20 protein-coding genes are annotated in these 18,507 nt (G+C 68.5%); 19 read left to right on the top strand and 1 reads right to left on the bottom strand.

Annotation, left to right across the window (positions count from 1 at the left end):
• Positions 1-106: 106 nt before the first annotated feature.
• The 15 genes from DEJ34_RS14560 to DEJ34_RS14490 all read left to right on the top strand — a co-directional run bounded on the left by DEJ34_RS14560 (position 107) and on the right by DEJ34_RS14490 (position 15,147).
• Positions 107-619 (top strand): hypothetical protein, encoded by a 513-nt coding sequence (locus tag DEJ34_RS14560; RefSeq protein ID WP_284180689.1) that lies wholly within the window; start codon positions 107-109, stop codon positions 617-619.
• Complete coding sequence (locus DEJ34_RS14555) at positions 619-2,442, top strand: hypothetical protein (protein ID WP_110910526.1); 1,824 nt, start codon at positions 619-621, stop codon at positions 2,440-2,442. The genes DEJ34_RS14560 and DEJ34_RS14555 overlap by 1 nt, the downstream gene beginning before the upstream one ends.
• Positions 2,439-3,281, top strand: coding sequence for a prepilin peptidase (locus DEJ34_RS14550; RefSeq protein WP_258368139.1), 843 nt, complete (start codon positions 2,439-2,441; stop codon positions 3,279-3,281). Before DEJ34_RS14555 ends, DEJ34_RS14550 begins: the two co-directional genes overlap by 4 nt.
• Positions 3,215-4,354, top strand: a complete 1,140-nt coding sequence (pilM, locus tag DEJ34_RS14545; RefSeq protein WP_284180688.1) for a type IV pilus assembly protein PilM — start codon at positions 3,215-3,217, stop codon at positions 4,352-4,354. Before DEJ34_RS14550 ends, pilM begins: the two co-directional genes overlap by 67 nt.
• A gap of 308 nt (positions 4,355-4,662) precedes the next feature.
• Entirely contained in the window at positions 4,663-5,145 is a 483-nt protein-coding gene (locus DEJ34_RS14540) for a hypothetical protein (RefSeq protein ID WP_110910524.1), read from the top strand.
• A 128-nt stretch (positions 5,146-5,273) separates the two neighbouring features.
• Positions 5,274-5,873 (top strand): type IV pilus inner membrane component PilO, encoded by a 600-nt coding sequence (locus DEJ34_RS14535; protein ID WP_181422165.1) that lies wholly within the window; start codon positions 5,274-5,276, stop codon positions 5,871-5,873.
• Positions 5,874-6,055: 182 nt separating this feature from the next.
• Positions 6,056-6,763: a CBU_0592 family membrane protein gene (locus DEJ34_RS14530; protein WP_110910522.1), complete on the top strand. Its 708-nt coding sequence runs from the start codon at positions 6,056-6,058 to the stop codon at positions 6,761-6,763.
• A 40-nt stretch (positions 6,764-6,803) separates the two neighbouring features.
• Positions 6,804-7,259: a DUF6121 family protein gene (locus DEJ34_RS14525; protein ID WP_110910521.1), complete on the top strand. Its 456-nt coding sequence runs from the start codon at positions 6,804-6,806 to the stop codon at positions 7,257-7,259.
• A gap of 75 nt (positions 7,260-7,334) precedes the next feature.
• The gene (locus DEJ34_RS14520; RefSeq protein WP_110900407.1) at positions 7,335-8,495 is read left to right on the top strand and encodes a hypothetical protein; all 1,161 of its coding nucleotides are present in this window, start codon (positions 7,335-7,337) and stop codon (positions 8,493-8,495) included.
• A gap of 263 nt (positions 8,496-8,758) precedes the next feature.
• Complete coding sequence (rpsL, locus tag DEJ34_RS14515; protein WP_058728453.1) at positions 8,759-9,127, top strand: 30S ribosomal protein S12; 369 nt, start codon at positions 8,759-8,761, stop codon at positions 9,125-9,127.
• A 5-nt stretch (positions 9,128-9,132) separates the two neighbouring features.
• The gene (rpsG, locus tag DEJ34_RS14510) at positions 9,133-9,603 is read left to right on the top strand and encodes a 30S ribosomal protein S7 (protein ID WP_110824254.1); all 471 of its coding nucleotides are present in this window, start codon (positions 9,133-9,135) and stop codon (positions 9,601-9,603) included.
• A gap of 88 nt (positions 9,604-9,691) precedes the next feature.
• Positions 9,692-11,806, top strand: a complete 2,115-nt coding sequence (fusA, locus tag DEJ34_RS14505; RefSeq protein ID WP_110824253.1) for an elongation factor G — start codon at positions 9,692-9,694, stop codon at positions 11,804-11,806.
• Positions 11,807-11,955: 149 nt separating this feature from the next.
• Positions 11,956-13,143 (top strand): elongation factor Tu, encoded by a 1,188-nt coding sequence (gene tuf, locus DEJ34_RS14500; protein WP_110824252.1) that lies wholly within the window; start codon positions 11,956-11,958, stop codon positions 13,141-13,143.
• A gap of 141 nt (positions 13,144-13,284) precedes the next feature.
• Positions 13,285-14,262: a DNA topoisomerase IB gene (locus DEJ34_RS14495; protein ID WP_110824251.1), complete on the top strand. Its 978-nt coding sequence runs from the start codon at positions 13,285-13,287 to the stop codon at positions 14,260-14,262.
• A gap of 87 nt (positions 14,263-14,349) precedes the next feature.
• Entirely contained in the window at positions 14,350-15,147 is a 798-nt protein-coding gene (locus tag DEJ34_RS14490) for a DarT ssDNA thymidine ADP-ribosyltransferase family protein (protein WP_110889276.1), read from the top strand.
• 78 nt (positions 15,148-15,225) lie between these two features.
• Here DEJ34_RS14490 and DEJ34_RS14485 read toward each other — a convergent pair whose 3' ends face one another.
• Positions 15,226-16,023, bottom strand: coding sequence for a TrmH family RNA methyltransferase (locus DEJ34_RS14485; protein ID WP_110889275.1), 798 nt, complete (start codon positions 16,021-16,023; stop codon positions 15,226-15,228).
• A gap of 549 nt (positions 16,024-16,572) precedes the next feature.
• Between DEJ34_RS14485 and rpsJ the strand changes: the two genes are divergently transcribed.
• From rpsJ to rplW, 4 genes are read left to right on the top strand one after another with little or no spacing between them, the layout of a single operon-like run.
• The gene (gene rpsJ / locus DEJ34_RS14480; protein ID WP_110824248.1) at positions 16,573-16,881 is read left to right on the top strand and encodes a 30S ribosomal protein S10; all 309 of its coding nucleotides are present in this window, start codon (positions 16,573-16,575) and stop codon (positions 16,879-16,881) included.
• Between the two features lie 14 nt (positions 16,882-16,895).
• Complete coding sequence (gene rplC / locus DEJ34_RS14475; RefSeq protein ID WP_110910520.1) at positions 16,896-17,549, top strand: 50S ribosomal protein L3; 654 nt, start codon at positions 16,896-16,898, stop codon at positions 17,547-17,549.
• Positions 17,550-17,551: 2 nt separating this feature from the next.
• The gene (gene rplD / locus DEJ34_RS14470; protein WP_110824246.1) at positions 17,552-18,211 is read left to right on the top strand and encodes a 50S ribosomal protein L4; all 660 of its coding nucleotides are present in this window, start codon (positions 17,552-17,554) and stop codon (positions 18,209-18,211) included.
• Positions 18,208-18,507, top strand: coding sequence for a 50S ribosomal protein L23 (gene rplW / locus DEJ34_RS14465; protein WP_110824245.1), 300 nt, complete (start codon positions 18,208-18,210; stop codon positions 18,505-18,507). The genes rplD and rplW overlap by 4 nt, the downstream gene beginning before the upstream one ends.

The raw sequence follows: 18,507 nt of genomic DNA, 5'->3' as shown, positions 1-18,507 counted from the left end.
CAGCCTCATCGTCCTGACGGTCGCAGGATCCTTCCTGGTCTCGTCACAGCGGGCGACGAACACGGCGAGCTCGGTGAGCGCGAACACCCGTACCGCAGCGAACGCGATGAACGCCGTCGGGCGTCTGCTCCGTGCGGCGACCGACAATCCCGTCCCGACCGGCGACGACTCGCAGTTCGCCTTCCAGTACGCCAGTGCGAACTCCGTTCGGTTCTTCGCCTACGTCAACCTCGAGTCGACCCTTTCGCAGGCGGTCGAAGTGCAGCTCACCCTCGATCCCACGCGGAAGACACTCACGGAGACGAAGTGGAGGGGGGTCGCCGTCGCCGGCAACAGTTCGTACTTCTCGTTCCCGCTCGGCTCCGGCCCTGCCTTGTCGGCAGCGCCGACGACGACTCGAACCCTGGCTTCATCTGTCGTCAACGGGTCGATGTTCGTCTTCAGGGACGGAACCGGGCGGGTCCTGGGATCACCGAGTGATCCTGTTGCGGCCGCGGACCTCCCGAACATCCGCACCGTCACCGTCGCTGTCACAGTCGGCACGACGGCATCCGACCCAAGCGCGGTGACGCTCGTCAATTCCGCCAGTCTGCCGAACATCGTGATGGGAGCCCCGTGATGATCCGTCTGCTGCGCATGCTCCGCTCTCGCGATGACGAACGCGGTGTGGCGCTCGTCGCGGTCGTCGGAATCGGTGCTGTCGTGATGCTCCTCGTCGCGACGATGGTGACGATCGCGACGACCGGTGCACGTGTGACGACGACTGACACTGCGTGGAACCGGGCGATCGCTGCTGCTTACGCGGGTGTCGCGGACTATCAGTCCCGGCTCAACGCGGACAACACCTACGGGAACTACGGGCAGGAATCTGCCCCGTTCAGTCACGATTCCGGAAGCATGTTCCCGAAGGGGCCCGGAGGGAATCCGGCGTTCAACTACCAGGCGGGCGCGGCGTGGGTGACCGTGCCGGGTTCGGACGGCACCGCGACAGACGCGTCGTTCCGCTACGCGGTCGACAACAGCAAGCTCTCCACACAGGGCGTCATCCGGTTGCAGGCAACCGGAAGATCCGCCGGGACGACCCGCACGATCGTCGCGAACGTGCGACCGGATGGCTTCTCCAACTACCTGTACTTCACGAACTACGAGTCGGGCGACCCGACAGTGACGAACGAGAAGAACGGGTCCGTGCCCTGCACGACCGCCTATCGTCCGGCCTCCACAGCGAACACGTGTGGTGTGATCCAGTTCGGCCCGGACGACAACCTGGCAGGTCCCGTCCGCTCCAACGACCAACTCAAGATCTGCGGATCGACCTTCGGCAGCACCGTTCAGAGTGTCTACAGCTGGACGAGTGCGAATTGCGGCACCCGTGCGGCGACGTTCGCTTCGAACCCGACGACCGTGTCGACGCTCACCCCGCCGTCGACGATCGGGGACCTCCGTGATGCCATGCGGTACGACCTCCCGTCCACGACGGACACGATCGAAGGGACGGGGTGCCTGTACACGGGGCCCACGAGGATCAGGTTCAACGGGGACGGCACGATGACAGTCGTGTCGCCGCTCACCATCAAGACGGTGATCAAGGGGGCCAGCGCTGTGTCTGGTGCGCTCATCACGGACGGACAGGTATCGAGCAAATGCGGCGCGATCGATGACCTCCACAGCGCCGCTGGCGCTCGAGTGCCTATTCCGAAGAACAACATGGTCTTCGTGCAGAACGAGCCCGCGGCGCGGGCGGGGAACGCGCAGGACCCGAACTACTGGGACGCATCGGCCTACAAGAACCTCCCGAACGCTTGTGACTCGACCGACCGGGCGAACGACTGGACGAACCTGCGGTCGAACGGAGTCGGATTCCCACAGTCCACGGGCGTGCGCTCGACGTCGGAAGCGGCTCCGACCGCTGGCGGCGGCGCGGCCGTCCAGACGCCGTACGGGTGCGATCGTGGCGACGTCTTCGTGCAGGGAACGGTCGACAAGGCAGTGACGATCGCGGCAGAGAACTACGTGTACATCACTGGCGACATCTCCTACCCGACGACGCGGAGCCCGTCCACGGTGTTGGGGCTGATCGGCCAGCGGGCCGTCTGGGTGTGGAACCCCGTCAACGCGGACGGCACCACCTTCCGGCCGGCGAACCGCGAGATCGATGCAGCGGTGCTGTCAAACCAGGGCACGTTCGTGGTGCAGAACTGGACCAAGGGGCCGACGAGTGGTCGCGGAACGCTGACGCTCTACGGCTCGATCAGTCAGAACTTCCGCGGAGCCGTCGGTCTCGGCAACGGTCAGGGGTACGACAAGGCCTACAAGTTCGACCCGAGCCTCGCGACCTACACACCTCCGAAGTTCCCCCGTCCGACTGTCACGACGTACCGGGTTGCGACGCAGGTCGAATCGAAGACCGCGTACACCGCGAACGGGGCGGCTATCCCGTGATCGCCGTTCTCACGCCCTTCAGTGTGGCGATCGCGGCGTTCGTCGCGGTCTTCGGATCCGCGATCGGCTCGTTCCTCAACGTCGTCGTGCACCGCGTGCCGGCAGGGCGATCGGTGGTCGCGCCCGCGTCAGCATGCCCACGTTGCGGACGCTCGATCCGCGGCTTCGACAACGTCCCGGTGCTCTCGTGGTTGATCCTGCGCGGTCACTGCCGCGACTGCGAGGCGCCCATACCGATGCGCTACCCGCTCGTCGAGACGGCGACCGCCGTCCTGTTCGTGGTCGTCGTGTTCTCCTTCCTCCCCATGAGTGGGGAGGTTCCGTCGATGCTGATCGGTCAGATCGTCCTGCTGGTCGTTCTTCTGTACCTGATGGCGTGCAGCGTCGCCCTGGCACTCATCGATCTGGACACGCACACCCTGCCGAACCGGATCGTCCTCCCGATGTACCCGGTCGTGGCGCTCCTCCTCGTCGGCGTGACCATCGCCACAGGGGACTGGGGTGCACTCGCCCGAGGATCTGTCGGAGCATTCATACTCGGAGGTGCCTACCTCGCCCTCGCCCTCGCGGTCCCACGCGGGATGGGGTTCGGAGACGTCAAGCTCGCAGGCGTACTGGGTCTCGTACTCGCGTACCTCGGATGGGGCCCCCTCGCAGTGGGTGCTTTCGCGGCTTTCCTCCTCGGCGGTAGCTTCGGGGTCGGACTGCTGCTCCTGCGCCGGGTGAACCGCTCGAGCGGGATCCCGTTCGGGCCGTGGATGCTCGTCGGCGCGTGGACCGGCATCTTCTCCGGCGGCACCATCTGGGACGCCTACCTCCGTCTCATCGGCTTGGCCTAGGCCTCGGAAGGAACAACGACATGGCGAAGAGCATCGTCGGCATCGACATCGGAGCGGACGCAATCCGCGCGGTGGAGGTCATCGACGTCGACAAGCCCGAGCCGACGATCCTGCGGTTCGCTGAGGTCGCCGTACCTGACGGGGCCACGAAGCACGGTGAGGTCCTCGAAGCGAACACCGTGGCCGGGGCCATCAGGGGATTGTGGGCGCTCGGGAAGTTCCGGAGCAAGAACGTGGTTCTCGGCATGGGCAACCAACGCGTCCTCTCACGCGACCTGACGGTCCCGAAGGCGCCGCTCTCCCAGATCCGCGAGTCGCTGCCGTTCCAGGTCCAGGACATGCTCCCGGTGCCGGTGGGTGATGCCATCCTCGACTTCTACCCGACCGAGGAGTCAGAGAGCGAGCACGGTCCGGTCGTCCACGGGCTCCTCATCGCCGCGGTCAAGGACGCCGTCCTGGCGAACGTGCGCGCGGTCCAGTTGGCAGGCCTCAATCCGGTCGGGGTGGATCTGATCCCGTTCGCGCTCACCCGCGTCCTCGCTCCGCGCGTGACCGGCTCAGGCACGGTCGCCATCGTCGACTGTGGCGCCAACACCACTTCGGTTGTGCTGGCGACCGACGGCGTGCCGAAGTTCGTCCGTATCATCCCGACGGGGGGCACCGACATCACGAAGGCGATCGCGGCACGTCTCGAGATCGGGACGGAGGAAGCAGAAGCGGTCAAGCGGCACTTCGGTCTCGCCGGACAGCCGCGGACGCCCGACGACCTGCGGGCGATCGCCGCGACGCGGGAATCCGTTGGCGAGCTGACGCAGAGCATCCGCAACACCGTGAACTACTTCGCGAACACGCACGAGGACGAACACGTTCGCGGACTGGTGCTGACGGGCGGTGGCACGGCGCTCCCCGGCTTCCATGAAGCGCTGTACGACTTGACCGGACTCCCGGTCTCGGACGGTCATCCGTTCGCAGCGTCACGCGTCGGCCGCGGTATCTCGTCGGAGGACCTCGAGCAGCGACGCTCGGCGATCTCGGTCGCATGGAGTCTCGCAGTCGGGAGCAGGGCAGCATGAGCGGGATCTCAGCTGTGACCGTCGAGGCAAGCAAGCCCACGCAGCGTCGCCCCTTCCGCGGCCGGTCGACTCCGTCGACGTATTCTGCGCACACTCCGGATCGTTCTCCGCACACTCCGGATCGCGCCCCTCGTGCCAATCGCGGGCACCAACCACTCGTGGTCGGTGCCGATCCGCGTGCTGATCTACTGCCGGGTGAAGTACACGTCGATCGGCGCCAACGGGCTGCCGCACGTCGAGCGTGGGCTGGTGTCGTCGCCGTGGCGATCGCGGTCGGCCTTGCTGGCGGCGCGGCGGGGATAACGCGGATGAGTGCTCAGGACGACCTCACGGCGGCAGAGGCAGAGACGTCCACGCTGCTGCAACAGCAGCTCCAGTTCGAGGAGGTCCGAGCGGCCGAGCGTGACTCGATCCTGCTCGAATCCGCTCAGGAGGTCGGAGGCAGCACCGAGATCGACTGGTCGGCGACCCTCGGCGCCGTCCAACGGGCGCTTCCGATGGGCGTGGTCATCTCTGGGGTCGCCATCGACTCCGCCACAGCCACCGCCGCGTACGCGCAGTCGGATGACCCGCTCCAGGGATCTCGTGTCGCGACGATGACGATCGACGCGAAGAGCACGACGCTGCCCTCGGTCCCCGACTGGCTCGTCGCCGTCCGCGACGTGCCGGGCTTCGTCGATGCCACCACGAACACGGTGACGCGTGACGACGCCGGGGCGTACACCGTCAACCTCACCATCCACCTCGATGAGAAGGCGTACGACCACCGCTACGCCGCCAAGAAGGGCTGAACGGGATGTCCCGGAACCGGCTGAACCTGGTCGTCGCGATCGTGGCGATGGTCGTCGTCGTCGTCGTCGGCTTCTTCCTCGCTGTTCAACCACAACTCGCGCAGGCCAGCGCGGCCCATGAGCAGCGCATGACGGTCGAGGAGAACAACGCCGTCAGTCGGAAGGAGCTGGATCGACTCCGCGCGCAGGCCGAGAAGCTCCCGGAGATGGAGGCGCGCCTGAAACAGTTGCGCGCCTCTGTGCCCGAGGGCACCGACGTGCCGGGCTTCATCGACGAGATCGACCGCGTCGCTTCGGAGGCCGGCGTGGTCGTGGCGTCGTACACGACCAGTGACGCGGTTCCATACGCGCCGCCTGCCGCTGTGGAGCCGACGCAGTCGACGGAGGACACCACTCCTCCGTCGACGCCGTCGGCCACCGCCCCCGCTACAGCCCCCGCCGCCCCGAGCGTCACGACCGACCCGACGATCACCTCGGGCAACTTCTCTGTCGTCCCGGTCACGGTCGCCGTGGACGGGAGCTTCGACGAGGCCCTCCGGTTCGTGAGCGGGTTGCAGTCGGGAGAACGACTGTTCCTGATCACCGCGGTGTCCTCGACTCAGCAGAGCGGTGACGACGGAACCGCATCTGGAACGTCGACATGGACGTTCGGTGGGTCGGTGTACGTCCTCGACCCGTCGGCAGTGGGGGCGGGCAACACGCCGTCGGACACGTCAGACGACAGCTGAGCTCGCGACCCGCATCCTCCACCGAACGCCCCCCCGGAAGGGGTCCCGCCGCCACGCCGGACCCGCTTCCGCCGGGGCGTTCCGTGCCTCTACCATGCTGCTCGGGCCTGCGCTCGCGGCTGCCCATCTCCCTCTCGGACGTCCCTCGGAACGGGCGTCCCTCGTCGTGCCCGGAGTCGCTCGTGTTGGTCGGTGTCGTGGAGTTCCTCGGCTGGTTCGGGGCCGGAACGGTCCTCGTCGGGTACGTCCTCTTCTCGCTCGGGAAGATCGCGAACGGCCCGGTGTACCAGCTGTTCAACCTGGTCGGTGGCGTCGCGATCGCGGTGAACGTGGCCGCGCACCACGCCGTCCCCTCGACGATCGTGAACAGCATCTGGGCGGCCGTGGCGGCAGTGGTCCTCGCGCGTATGGTCGTCCGCCGCCGACGGGGCACGTCGGCCGGCGTGCAGCCGGCTCCGGAGCTGCACGCGGAACCCCCCACCACGACGGCAGTCCTGCCGGTGGTCGGCCCGGCCCTCCGCGACCACCAGTCGGAGGCGGACCACCGCTCCGATGCGGACCACCGCTCCGAGGCGCACCAGCAGCCGGAGCCCGACCAGCCGGAGACCGGCCACCGGCCCGACGGGACCCTCGTCGAGGACGCGCCCACGGGCCTCCCGGCCGGCCGCACGACGGGTACGGACGGCACGGGCACGGACGCCACGGGCACGGACGCCACGAGCCTCGCCGCCACGGGCACCGACGCGCCCGCTCCGATGACGGAGACGGTGCCGGTCATCACGGCGACCATCGCCCTCGCGCTCGTCCAGGCGGCACACCAGCAGCACGCGGCCCAGCAGGAGGCCGCGCAGCAGCAGACCACGCAGCCGGAACCCGCTGACGCCCCGTAGCTGCCGGACCAGGACCGACGCGGAGCGCTACGATCGGCGCATGTCCCGGTGGTTGGTGGCGACGATGGCGTCGGTCCTCTTCATCGCGCTCGTCATCGCCGTGACGGGCTTCGAGGCCCTGCTCGCCGACGTCGAGGCGATCCGGCAGCCGGACGCCACCCCCTACCTCGGTCCGGCGATGGTCGTCGGCGCCGGTGTCGCCGTGTTCCTCGCGACCGCGATGGGCGCCCGCGAGGGGAGCCCCGTCGTCACCGGACTCGTCGCCGCGGCGACGACGTACCTCGTCATGCTCGGCGTGGGCGCGGTCGGCTACGCCCTCGTCCGGTCCGACGCCGCGGAACTGCTCGTCTTCCCGGCGGGCTACGCCCTCAGTCCGTTCGTGGTCGGTGGGGTCGTCGTGGCGCTCGTCACGGTCGTCGGCGGCATCTCCGCGGTCCGGTGGCAGGGCTCCCGTCCACAGGGGCAGCAGTCGTCGCCGATCCGTCCACAGGACTGACGGGAGGCCCGGCCCGCGTCCGCCGCGTTCGGTACGATTCCGGGACGAGCTGAACGACGGCGCCTTGGGGGACTCATGACGGACGCACCTGACGACTCGCGGGGCTGGGAATCGGTGCCGGGGGCGGACACTCTCCGCGGCGACCGTGCGCTGCCCGCGGTGATGACCGCCGGCCCGACCGCGTCTGCCCCGGGGTACGCGGCCGGTCGACCTCGCCGTGGCCTCCGGAAGGGTGCGGTGATCGGCATCGTCGCCGGAGCCGCAGCGCTCGTGCTCCTCGTGGTCGCGGGCGGCATCGGGTGGTCGGTCGGGTCGGACAGCCACTCCGCGGACCGCCCCGTGCAGGCGTTCCTGCAGGACGTCGAGGGCGGTCGCCTCACGGACGCGCTCGACGCCGCCGGCATCGACCGCGACGACGACGACGTCCTCCTCACCGACGCCGCCTACGCGCAGGCGAACGACAAGATCACCGCCCACCGGATCACCTCGGTCGACCAGGGCGACGACCGCGCGACCGTGCACGCGCTGCTGACCCAGGCCGGTCGGAGCGTGCCGGCCACGTTCGAACTCGAGCGCACCGGGACGGACTGGGGTGTGTTCCCCGTCTGGGAACTGCAGCCGCCGTCCCTCGGCTCGGTCGAGGTCGTCGTGCAGGGACCGACCGACAGCACCGTCCGGGTCGCCGGAGCGGAGGCGACGACCGGTGAGCTCGGCGCGGTCGCACTGCGGGCGTTCCCCGGCTCGTACGAGGTGTCGTCCGAGGGCGGCAAGTGGTTCGCCGCCGACGCCTCGACGGCCGCCGTGCGGGGGTTCGGGACGCCCGGGACCCCGGTCGTGCTCGCCACGACCCTGACGGACGCCGGCCAGCAGGCCGCGACGAAGGCCGTCGACTCCTGGGTGGACGGCTGCGTCGCGGCCCAGACGGCCACGCCCGACGGCTGCAGCTTCTACGCCTACGGGGAGAACCCGGCGAACACCTACACGAACCAGAAGTGGACACTCGACACCAGGCCGTCGGTCGGCGTCGGCGACTGGTCCTCGAGGGGATGGCTCGTCGAGACCCGCGCTCCGGGGTCGGCGACGTTCACCGCGGAGTTCACCGGGCCGAGCGGTCGTGGGACCGCGACGGCCGGGCCGATCGACGTCAACGCGTCCGGCTGGATCACCGGCTTCGGGGACGACGGCGCCACCTTCGTCCCGGCGGTCGCGAACGGCCAGACCGACTCCGGCTCCTGACCGCCCTCGTCCCGCGTCCCCGGGCGGTTCTCGCCCGGGGCGAACGGGCCGCCGTCGGGCCCACCGTGGATTGATTTCAGCGGGCGTGGCGGCTAGGCTCTCCCGGGTGTGCGCCTTCGGGCGCGCCCAGATCCTGCAGGCCTCCGGCCTCCTGATCACTCCATCCCCCATCTCCCTCCGCCGTCAGGCGGTGGTCCGCGTGGGATGAGGAAGCCGACGGACCGCGTCGGCCAGAGAGCACGAGCGAAGAACCAGGAGAACAGTTGCCTACCATCCAGCAGCTCGTTCGCAAGGGTCGTACGCCGAAGGTCGTCAAGACCAAGGCGCCCGCCCTGAAGGCGAACCCCCAGCAGCGTGGCGTGTGCACCCGCGTCTACACCACCACCCCGAAGAAGCCGAACTCGGCACTGCGCAAGGTCGCTCGTGTCAAGCTCTCGAACGGCACCGAGGTCACGGCCTACATCCCCGGTGAGGGCCACAACCTCCAGGAGCACTCGATGGTGCTCGTCCGCGGCGGTCGTGTGAAGGACCTCCCGGGTGTGCGCTACAAGATCATCCGTGGTGCCCTGGACACCCAGGCCGTCAAGAACCGTAAGCAGGCCCGCAGCCGCTACGGTGCGAAGAAGGGTTGAGTTAGATGCCTCGTAAGGGTCCCGCCCCGAAGCGCCCCGTCGTCGCCGATCCGGTCTACGGCGCCCCCGTCGTCAGCCAGCTCGTCAACAAGATCCTCCTCGACGGCAAGAAGGGCCTCGCCGAGCGCATCGTCTACGACGCACTCGAAGGGGTCTCCTCCAAGAACGGCCAGGACGCCGTCACGACGCTCAAGAAGGCGCTCGACAACGTCCGTCCGACCCTCGAGGTCCGCAGCCGCCGCGTCGGTGGCTCGACCTACCAGGTCCCGGTCGAGGTCAAGCCGCACCGTGCGAACACGCTCGCGCTGCGCTGGCTGACCTCGTACGCCAAGGCCCGTCGCGAGAAGACGATGACCGAGCGTCTCATGAACGAGATCCTCGACGCGTCGAACGGTCTCGGTGCCGCGGTCAAGCGCCGTGAGGACACCCACAAGATGGCCGAGTCGAACAAGGCCTTCGCGCACTACCGCTGGTAGTCATCCGGCACCGTCCGGGTGCCTCGGTCAACAGCCGCGGCACCCGGACGGCCGCCACCCTCTCCTACAACTCTCTCGGAGGAACCCTGTGGCACAGGACGTGCTCACCGACCTGAACAAGGTCCGCAACATCGGCATCATGGCGCACATCGACGCCGGCAAGACCACGACCACCGAGCGCATCCTGTTCTACACGGGCATCACGCACAAGATCGGTGAAGTCCACGACGGCGCAGCCACCATGGACTGGATGGCGCAGGAGCAGGAGCGCGGCATCACGATCACGTCGGCCGCGACGACGTGCTTCTGGGACAACAACCAGATCAACATCATCGACACCCCGGGTCACGTGGACTTCACGGTCGAGGTGGAGCGTTCGCTCCGCGTCCTCGACGGTGCGGTCGCCGTCTTCGACGGCAAGGAGGGCGTCGAGCCCCAGTCCGAGACCGTGTGGCGTCAGGCGGACAAGTACAACGTCCCGCGCATCTGCTTCGTCAACAAGATGGACAAGCTCGGTGCGGACTTCTACTTCACCGTCGACACGATCATCAACCGCCTCGGTGCGGAGCCGCTCGTGCTCCAGCTCCCGATCGGTGCCGAGAACGATTTCGTCGGCGTCATCGACCTGATCGAGATGCACGCCAAGGTCTGGCCGGGCGATGCCAAGGGTGACGTCACCATGGGCGCCCAGTACGAGGTCCAGGAGATCCCCGCGGACCTCAAGGACCGTGCCGAGGAGTACCGCGCGAAGCTCGTCGAGCGTGTCGCGGAGACCGACGACGCACTGCTCGAGAAGTACTTCGGTGGCGAAGAGCTCTCCAAGGACGAGATCAAGGCCGCGATCCGCAAGCTGACGATCAACTCCGAGGTCTACCCGATCCTCTGCGGCTCGGCGTTCAAGAACCGTGGCGTGCAGCCGATGCTCGACGCGGTCATCGACTACCTGCCGTCGCCCCTCGACGTCCCGCCGATGATCGGCCACGACGTCAAGGACGAAGAGGTCGAGATCATCCGCAAGCCGGAGGCCTCCGAGCCCTTCTCCGCGCTCGCGTTCAAGGTCGCGGTGCACCCGTTCTTCGGTCGCCTCACCTACGTCCGCGTGTACTCCGGTCACATCGACTCCGGTGCCCAGGTCATCAACTCGACCAAGGGCAAGAAGGAGCGCATCGGCAAGATCTTCCAGATGCACTCCAACAAGGAGAACCCGGTCGACTCGGTCACCGCCGGTCACATCTACGCGGTCATCGGCCTCAAGGACACGACCACGGGTGACACCCTGTGCGACCCGTCGAACCAGGTCGTCCTCGAGTCGATGACGTTCCCGGAGCCGGTCATCGAGGTCGCGATCGAGCCGAACACCAAGGCCGACCAGGAGAAGCTCTCCACCGCGATCCAGAAGCTCGCCGAAGAGGACCCGACGTTCCGCGTCGAGCTCAACGCCGAGACCGGTCAGACGACGATCAAGGGCATGGGCGAGCTCCACCTCGACATCCTCGTCGACCGAATGAAGCGCGAGTTCAAGGTCGAGGCGAACGTCGGCAAGCCGCAGGTGGCCTACCGCGAGACCCTGACCAAGGTCGTCGAGCGCTACGACTACACCCACAAGAAGCAGACCGGTGGTTCCGGTCAGTTCGCGAAGGTGCAGATCGCGCTCGAGCCGATGCCCGTCACCGCCGAGAAGGTGTACGAGTTCGAGAACGCCGTCACCGGTGGTCGCGTCCCGCGCGAGTACATCCCGTCGGTCGACGCCGGTATCCAGGACGCGATGCAGGTGGGCGTGCTCGCCGGCTTCCCGACCGTGGGTGTCAAGGCGATCCTCAAGGACGGCGCGGCGCACGACGTCGACTCGTCCGAGATGGCGTTCAAGATCGCCGGTTCGATCGCGTACAAGGAAGCGGCCCGCAAGGCCGGTCCGGTGCTGCTCGAGCCGATCATGGCCGTCGAGGTCCGTACGCCCGAGGAGTACATGGGCGACGTCATCGGCGACCTGAACTCGCGTCGCGGTCAGATCTCCGAGATGACCGATGCGTCGGGCGTCAAGGTGGTCCGCGCGAGCGTCCCGCTGTCCGAGATGTTCGGGTACGTGGGCGACCTGCGCTCCAAGACCTCTGGTCGTGCTGTCTTCTCCATGGTGTTCGAGACCTACAACGAGGTCCCGCGCAACGTGGCGGACGAGATCATCCAGAAGAGCACCGGGGCCTGACGCTCCCGCGTCATCCCCAGGCGAGGGTGCCCGGCGACGGGCCCCTCGTCACCAAGTAAAGTAGAGACACACACACCGCGCGCCAACAGCGCAGGGCCGACCAAGGTCCTGCCGGGGGCGACGCATCCGAGTCCTGAGGAGGACCCACAGTGGCCAAGGCCAAGTTCGAGCGGACCAAGCCGCACGTCAACATCGGAACCATCGGTCACGTCGACCACGGCAAGACCACGCTCACGGCGGCGATCACCAAGGTTCTGCACGACCAGTACCCGGACCTCAACGAGGCCCGTGACTTCGCGCAGATCGACAACGCTCCCGAAGAGCGCCAGCGCGGCATCACGATCAACATCTCGCACGTCGAGTACCAGACCGACAAGCGCCACTACGCGCACGTCGACGCTCCTGGTCACGCCGACTACGTGAAGAACATGATCACCGGTGCGGCCCAGATGGACGGCGCGATCCTCGTGGTCGCCGCGACCGACGGTCCGATGCCCCAGACGCGTGAGCACGTCCTGCTCGCCCGTCAGGTCGGCGTCCCCTACATCGTCGTCGCCCTCAACAAGGCCGACATGGTGGACGACGAGGAGATCCTGGAGCTCGTCGAGCTCGAGGTCCGCGAGCTCCTCGGCTCGCAGGAGTTCGACGAGGACGCCCCCGTCGTGCAGGTCTCGGCGCTCAAGGCGCTCGAGGGCGACGAGAAGTGGGTCAAGTCCGTCCAGGACCTGATGTCCGCCGTCGACGAGAACGTCCCGGACCCGGTGCGCGCCACCGACCAGCCGTTCCTCATGCCGATCGAGGACGTCTTCACGATCACCGGTCGTGGAACCGTCGTCACCGGCCGTGTCGAGCGCGGTGAGCTCGACATCAACTCCGAGGTCGAGATCGTCGGCATCAAGGCGACCCAGAAGACCACGGTCACGGGCATCGAGATGTTCCGCAAGCTGCTGGACAAGGCAGTCGCCGGTGACAACACCGGTCTGCTCATCCGTGGCCTCAAGCGCGAGGACGTCGAGCGCGGCCAGGTCGTCGTGAAGCCGGGTTCGGTCACGCCGCACACCGAGTTCACCGCGAACGCGTACATCCTGAACAAGGAAGAGGGCGGTCGTCACAACCCGTTCTACGCGAACTACCGTCCGCAGTTCTACTTCCGCACCACGGACGTCACCGGCGTCATCACGCTGCCCGAGGGCACCGAGATGGTCATGCCCGGTGACACCGTCGCCATGACCGTCGAGCTGATCCAGCCGATCGCCATGGAGGAGGGCCTCCGCTTCGCCATCCGTGAGGGTGGTCGTACGGTCGGCGCCGGTACGGTCGAGAAGATCATCAAGTAACTCCGGTTGCTCCACGAGAGCGGGGTCGGGCCTTCGGGTCTGGCCCCGCTCTTCGTCGTCTCCGCACCGGGAGGCGGCAGAGGGCGCCCGCGGGGTACGTTCCTGCAGCGTCCGGCAGCGCCGAGGGTGTTGCATCGGGTCGTGACACGTCTGCGCCGCTCCTCGACCAAGGGTCGCGGGTACCACCGCGTCCGCAGCGGCAAGGGCTTCTCCTACCGCGACCCGTACGGCACCACGGTCTCCGACCCGGAGGTGCGTCAGCGGCTCGAGGACCTCGTCATCCCGCCCGCGTGGGACGACGTCTGGATCTCGCCGTACGAGAACGGCCACATCCTGGCCACCGGCATCGACGGTGCGGGTCGCCGGCAGTACATGTACCACCCGTCGTGGCGCGACCGGATGGACAAGATCAAGTACGACCGGGCCCTCGCGCTGGCCGAGTCGCTCCCGGCCGCCCGGCGGATGGTGACCCAGGACCTGCGCCGACCGGACCCGGACCGCCGTCGGGCGCTGGCCGCAGCCTTCCGGATGCTCGACCAGGGCTCGCTCCGCGTCGGGTCGGAGCGGTACGCCACGGAGCACGGCAGCCACGGCCTGTCGACACTCCTCTGCTCGCACGCCCACATCTCCGGGGACGACATCGAGCTCGGCTTCCCCGGCAAGAGCCACCAGGCGTGGTCCTCGACGATCCACGACGCCGACCTCGCCCGTGTCCTGGTGGGGATGAAACGGCGGGGGGCGAACGCTCGGCTGCTCTCCTTCCGCGAGCGGCGGGGGGACGAGTGGCAACCGGTGACCGCGGAGGACATCAACGCCTACGTGAAGGAGCGTGCCGGGGATGAGTTCACGGCGAAGGACTTCCGCACGTTGCACGGCACGGTCGCGGCCGCGGTCGACCTGGCCCAGACCGGTGTCCTGTCGAGCCAGGCGAAGCGCAAGAAGGCGATCTCGCACGCGGTGAAGGCCGCCAGCGAGGTCCTCGGCAACACGCCGACCGTCGCCCGCCAGAGCTACATCGACCCCCGGTTGCTCGATGCGTACGAGCACGGCGAGACCATCGACCCGGCCCGGTTGCACGCCGCCGAGTCCGAGGTCCGGGCCCTGCTCTACCGGCAGTGACGTGATCGGTCGCCCGCGGTTCCCGGATGACGTAGCGTTGGTCGTCGTGCCCGCCCACCCCACGAGGCACGGAAGGACCCATCAGTCGTGACCGACGAGTGCATCCACGGTTTCCCCATCGAGCTCTGCGACATCTGCTCCCCACGGCAGCGTGACCCGGAGACCATCACCAAGACCCCGACGCCACGACGCACGCGTGTGACGACGTCGCTGCGGTCCGCCCCGACGAACGCCAACGGGAAGGCCGTCGAGCCGACGTTGCCCGCCACCCGCGACTTCGCGGCGCTGCGTGCGCACCACGTCACGCACGTCGACAACCTCGCCTCGATCGTCGCCGAGGGCGCGATCCTCGCCGCCGACCGCGCGACGCCCTCCGTCGACGTCAGCTCCGCCGCCACCCGGGAGGCCCGTGGCGCGGCGCTCGCACCCGACGGTTCCAGCGTGGCCGGGCACGTGCCCTTCACGCTCTCGCCGGACGCGCGCCGGTGGGACGAACTCCGCTCCGGCGCGGAGGAGGACCGCTGGTCGGACGCGGCCAGGCGCACGCGTGCGACGGAGTTCGTCGTCCTCGTCGTCCCGACCACCGCGTTCGGTGCGTCGGTGATCCTGGCGGACACGGACGCCGAGGACCCGGACGTCCGCTTCGCCGTCGGCCCGGAGGCGGCCACGAACCTCCTCCGTCGCACCGACATCACGGACCCGTCCATGCACGGGGTCGAGCTGCTCGCCGGCCCGCAGGTGCCGCTGTCGTCGGTCGCGCTCGTGGGCGTGCCGAACGACCGCGTCCGGCAGCAGGTGAAGGCCGTCTTCGCCGAGCAGGGCGGACCGTCGCCCCGTGTCGCGGTGTTCCCGCCGTGGTTCGTGCCGCCGCTCCCCGAGGACTGACGCCGCTCGCGACGCTCATGCCACGCAGGACGCCCCGGTTCCCCGAGTGGGAGCCGGGGCGTCCTGCGTGCCGTGTGGTCAGGGACGTCGACGGGAGCGGGCGTAGAGCACGATGCCGGCGACGACGGAGACGTTGAGCGACTCCACCCGGCTGTCGATCGGCACCGACACCGTCTGCGTCGCGAGGTCCTGCAGGACGTCCGACGCCCCGGTCTTCTCGGCGCCGAGCAGCAGGGCGACGTCCTCGTCGAGGTCCCCGAGCGACTCGGGGGAGAGGGAGCCGTCCATGTCGACGTCGACCACGCGGAGCCCGGACTCGCCGAGCCACCGGGCGACGCGCTCGCGGGTCTCGAGCAGGACCGGCACCGAGAACACGTGGCCGCGGCTGGCGCGCACGACACGACGGTCGGCGATCGTGGGGAGGTCGCTGTCGACGAGCACGACGCCCCGTGCGCCGAGGCCGACGGCCGTGCGCACGATGGCACCGATGTTGCCGACGATCTTCACGCCGTCCAGGACGAGCACGTCCCCGGTGCCCTCGGCGAGGGCGGAGAAGCGGGCCGGTGCCGGGACGTTCGCGACGCCGAAGACCTTCGGACGCTTCTCGGAGCGGAACACCTTGGTCAGGACGGCCGGGTCGACGAGCCGTACCGGCACCCCGTGCTCGGTGCAGAGGGCGGCGAGGTCGGCGGGGAACTCCCGGCTCGAGTCGCCGTACACCTCGACGAAGCGGACGCCGGCGCGGAGGGCCTGCACGAGGGGCTCGAGGTCCTCGACGATCGCGGTGCGGACGGCGCCGCGCGCCGGCTTCGCGAGGTCGGCGAGACGCTGCACCGCGGGGTCGGACTGGTCGGTGAGCACTTCGGGTTCCGGCATGCGCGAAGGCTAGCAGCGGCGCGGGACGCCGCCCCGGGAGCGGCCGCCGACCGAGCGTCCGGCGCGCGTCGACCCGACCGCTGCGGGCGGGCCTCCAGGCCGTGCGTCGGGACGCTGAGGAGCCCGGGACGACGGACCCGGGAGGCCCGGAGGGCCGTGTCCGACACGCCGCTGTGATCGCGACACGCCCGGGTTGCACCGACGCGGGGCCTATGGGAGACTTGTCCGGTTCCGAAATTCCGCGGGCGTTCGCGCCCGCAGGGTCACTGCTCTGGCAGTGCACAACCCCCTTGTGAAGCAGGGCTGGGTTGGGCCGCAGGCAGCAGAACACGATCGTCATCCTCGTGCACCACGGCGCAGTTGGGCCGGGTGTGGGTGACGACATGTCCGCGCGGGTGGCCCAGGCCCTCGCGCGGTTGACAGGAGAACAGCGGTCATCCCCTCCGGGCGGAGCCGGTGGTTCACGTAAACAGCCGGGCACGCGACAGCGGAGTCCCGGCGGCGTCAGGCGGCCTGCGGGTGCGCGGCGCAGAGAGGACAGGAAAACACATGGCGGGACAGAAGATCCGCATCCGGCTCAAGTCGTACGACCACGAGGTCATCGACACGTCGGCCCGGAAGATCGTCGACACGGTGACCCGTGCCGGTGCGACCGTGGTCGGCCCGGTGCCGCTCCCCACCGAGAAGAACGTGATCCCCGTGATCCGTTCTCCCCACAAGTACAAGGACTCGCGCGAGCACTTCGAGAAGCGCACGCACAAGCGGGTCATCGACATCGTCGACCCGACGCCGAAGGCCGTCGACTCGCTCATGCGACTCGACCTCCCGGCGGACGTCAACATCGAGATCAAGCTGTAAGGGGGCTGGAACTCATGGCGAACTCAACCAAGACCGTCAAGGGCCTCCTCGGCAAGAAGCTCGGGATGACCCAGGTGTGGGACGAGAACAACAAGTTCATCCCCGTCACCGTGATCGAGGTCGGCCCGAACGTGGTCACCCAGATCCGCAACGTCGAGCGCGACGGCTACGAGGCGATCCAGATCGCCGCGGGCCAGATCGACCCCCGCAAGGTGAACAAGCCGGCCGCTGGCCACTTCGAGGCCGCCGGGGTCACCCCGCGCCGCACGCTCACCGAGATCCGGACGAACGACTCCGCCGAGTACTCGCTCGGCCAGGAGCTCACGGTCGACCTGTTCGAAGCGGGCCAGAAGGTCGACGTCGTCGGCACCAGCAAGGGCAAGGGCTTCGCCGGTGTCATGAAGCGTCACAACTTCGCCGGTGTCTCCGCCTCGCACGGTTCGCACCGCAACCACCGCAAGCCCGGTTCGATCGGCGCCTCCTCGACCCCGTCGCGTGTCTTCAAGGGCATGCGCATGGCCGGTCGGATGGGTGGCGACCGCGTGACCGTCCTCAACCTCACGGTCCACGCCGTCGACGCCGAGAAGGGTCTGCTGCTCGTCAAGGGCGCCATCCCCGGTGCTCGTGGCCGTTCCGTCTTCGTCCGCACCGCCGTGAAGGGTAAGTGATCATGGCCACCACGACCGCAACCACGATCGACGTCCTCGACGTCACGGGTGAGAAGTCCGGCACCGTCGAGCTCCCCGCAGCGATCTTCGACGTCGAGACCAACGTCCCGCTGATCCACCAGGTGGTCACCGCGCAGCTCGCCGCCGCGCGCCAGGGCACCCACAAGACCAAGAACCGTGGCGAAGTCCGCGGTGCCGGTCGCAAGCCGTTCAAGCAGAAGGGCACCGGCCGCTCCCGTCAGGGTTCGGTCCGCGCTCCGGAGCACACCGGTGGTGGCGTCGTCCACGGACCGACCCCCCGCGACTACTCGCAGCGCACCCCGAAGAAGATGATCGCCGCAGCCCTGCTCGGCTCGCTCTCGGACCGCGCCCGCGGTGGCCGCATCTCCGCTGTGGAGGGCTTCATCGCGGCCGAGACGCCGTCGACGAAGGTCGCCCGCACGCTGCTCGAGAAGGTCGCGCCCGTCAAGAACGTGCTCGTCGTGCTCGAGTCGGGCGACGAGCTCACGCTCAAGTCGATCCGCAACCTGCCGAACGTCCACGCGCTCTCGTACGGCCAGCTCAACGCCTACGACGTGCTCAAGGCCGACGCGCTCGTCTTCAGCAAGAGCGCACTCGACGCCTTCATCGCGTCGAAGACCGCGAAGGAGATCACCGCATGAGCGGCTTCAACAAGGACCCGCGCGACATCATCATCTCGCCGGTCGTGTCGGAGAAGAGCTACGGCCTCATCGACCAGGGCAAGTACACGTTCCTCGTGGACCCCCGTGCGAACAAGACCGAGATCAAGCTCGCGATCGAGAAGATCTTCGACGTCAAGGTCGCCGGCATCAACACGCTGAACCGTCCGGGCAAGACCCGCCGGACCAAGTTCGGGATCGGCAAGCGCAAGGACACCAAGCGCGCCATCGTGACGCTCAAGTCCGGTTCGATCGACATCTTCACGGCTGTCGGCTGA

Origin of the sequence: Curtobacterium sp. MCPF17_050 (assembly GCF_003224435.2) — a bacterium.
GTDB lineage: Bacteria > Actinomycetota > Actinomycetes > Actinomycetales > Microbacteriaceae > Curtobacterium.
Note: the sequence above shows the minus strand (reverse complement) of the source record. Positions and strands in the feature narration are given on the sequence as shown.

Excerpts from the sequence above, each read along its gene's own strand:
- rpsJ (WP_110824248.1), top strand. The coding sequence starts at position 16,573 with ATGGCGGGACAGAAGATCCGCATCCGGCTCAAGTCGTACGACCACGAG.
- DEJ34_RS14535 (WP_181422165.1), top strand. The coding sequence starts at position 5,274 with ATGACGGTCGAGGAGAACAACGCCGTCAGTCGGAAGGAGCTGGATCGA.
- DEJ34_RS14555 (WP_110910526.1), top strand. The coding sequence starts at position 619 with ATGATCCGTCTGCTGCGCATGCTCCGCTCTCGCGATGACGAACGCGGT.
- DEJ34_RS14560 (WP_284180689.1), top strand. The coding sequence starts at position 107 with ATGAACGCCGTCGGGCGTCTGCTCCGTGCGGCGACCGACAATCCCGTC.
- rpsG (WP_110824254.1), top strand. The coding sequence starts at position 9,133 with ATGCCTCGTAAGGGTCCCGCCCCGAAGCGCCCCGTCGTCGCCGATCCG.
- DEJ34_RS14540 (WP_110910524.1), top strand. The coding sequence starts at position 4,663 with ATGAGTGCTCAGGACGACCTCACGGCGGCAGAGGCAGAGACGTCCACG.
- rplW (WP_110824245.1), top strand. The coding sequence starts at position 18,208 with ATGAGCGGCTTCAACAAGGACCCGCGCGACATCATCATCTCGCCGGTC.
- rplC (WP_110910520.1), top strand. The coding sequence starts at position 16,896 with ATGGCGAACTCAACCAAGACCGTCAAGGGCCTCCTCGGCAAGAAGCTC.
- rplD (WP_110824246.1), top strand. The coding sequence starts at position 17,552 with ATGGCCACCACGACCGCAACCACGATCGACGTCCTCGACGTCACGGGT.
- DEJ34_RS14520 (WP_110900407.1), top strand. The coding sequence starts at position 7,335 with ATGACGGACGCACCTGACGACTCGCGGGGCTGGGAATCGGTGCCGGGG.
- DEJ34_RS14485 (WP_110889275.1), bottom strand. The coding sequence starts at position 16,023 with ATGCCGGAACCCGAAGTGCTCACCGACCAGTCCGACCCCGCGGTGCAG.
- DEJ34_RS14525 (WP_110910521.1), top strand. The coding sequence starts at position 6,804 with ATGTCCCGGTGGTTGGTGGCGACGATGGCGTCGGTCCTCTTCATCGCG.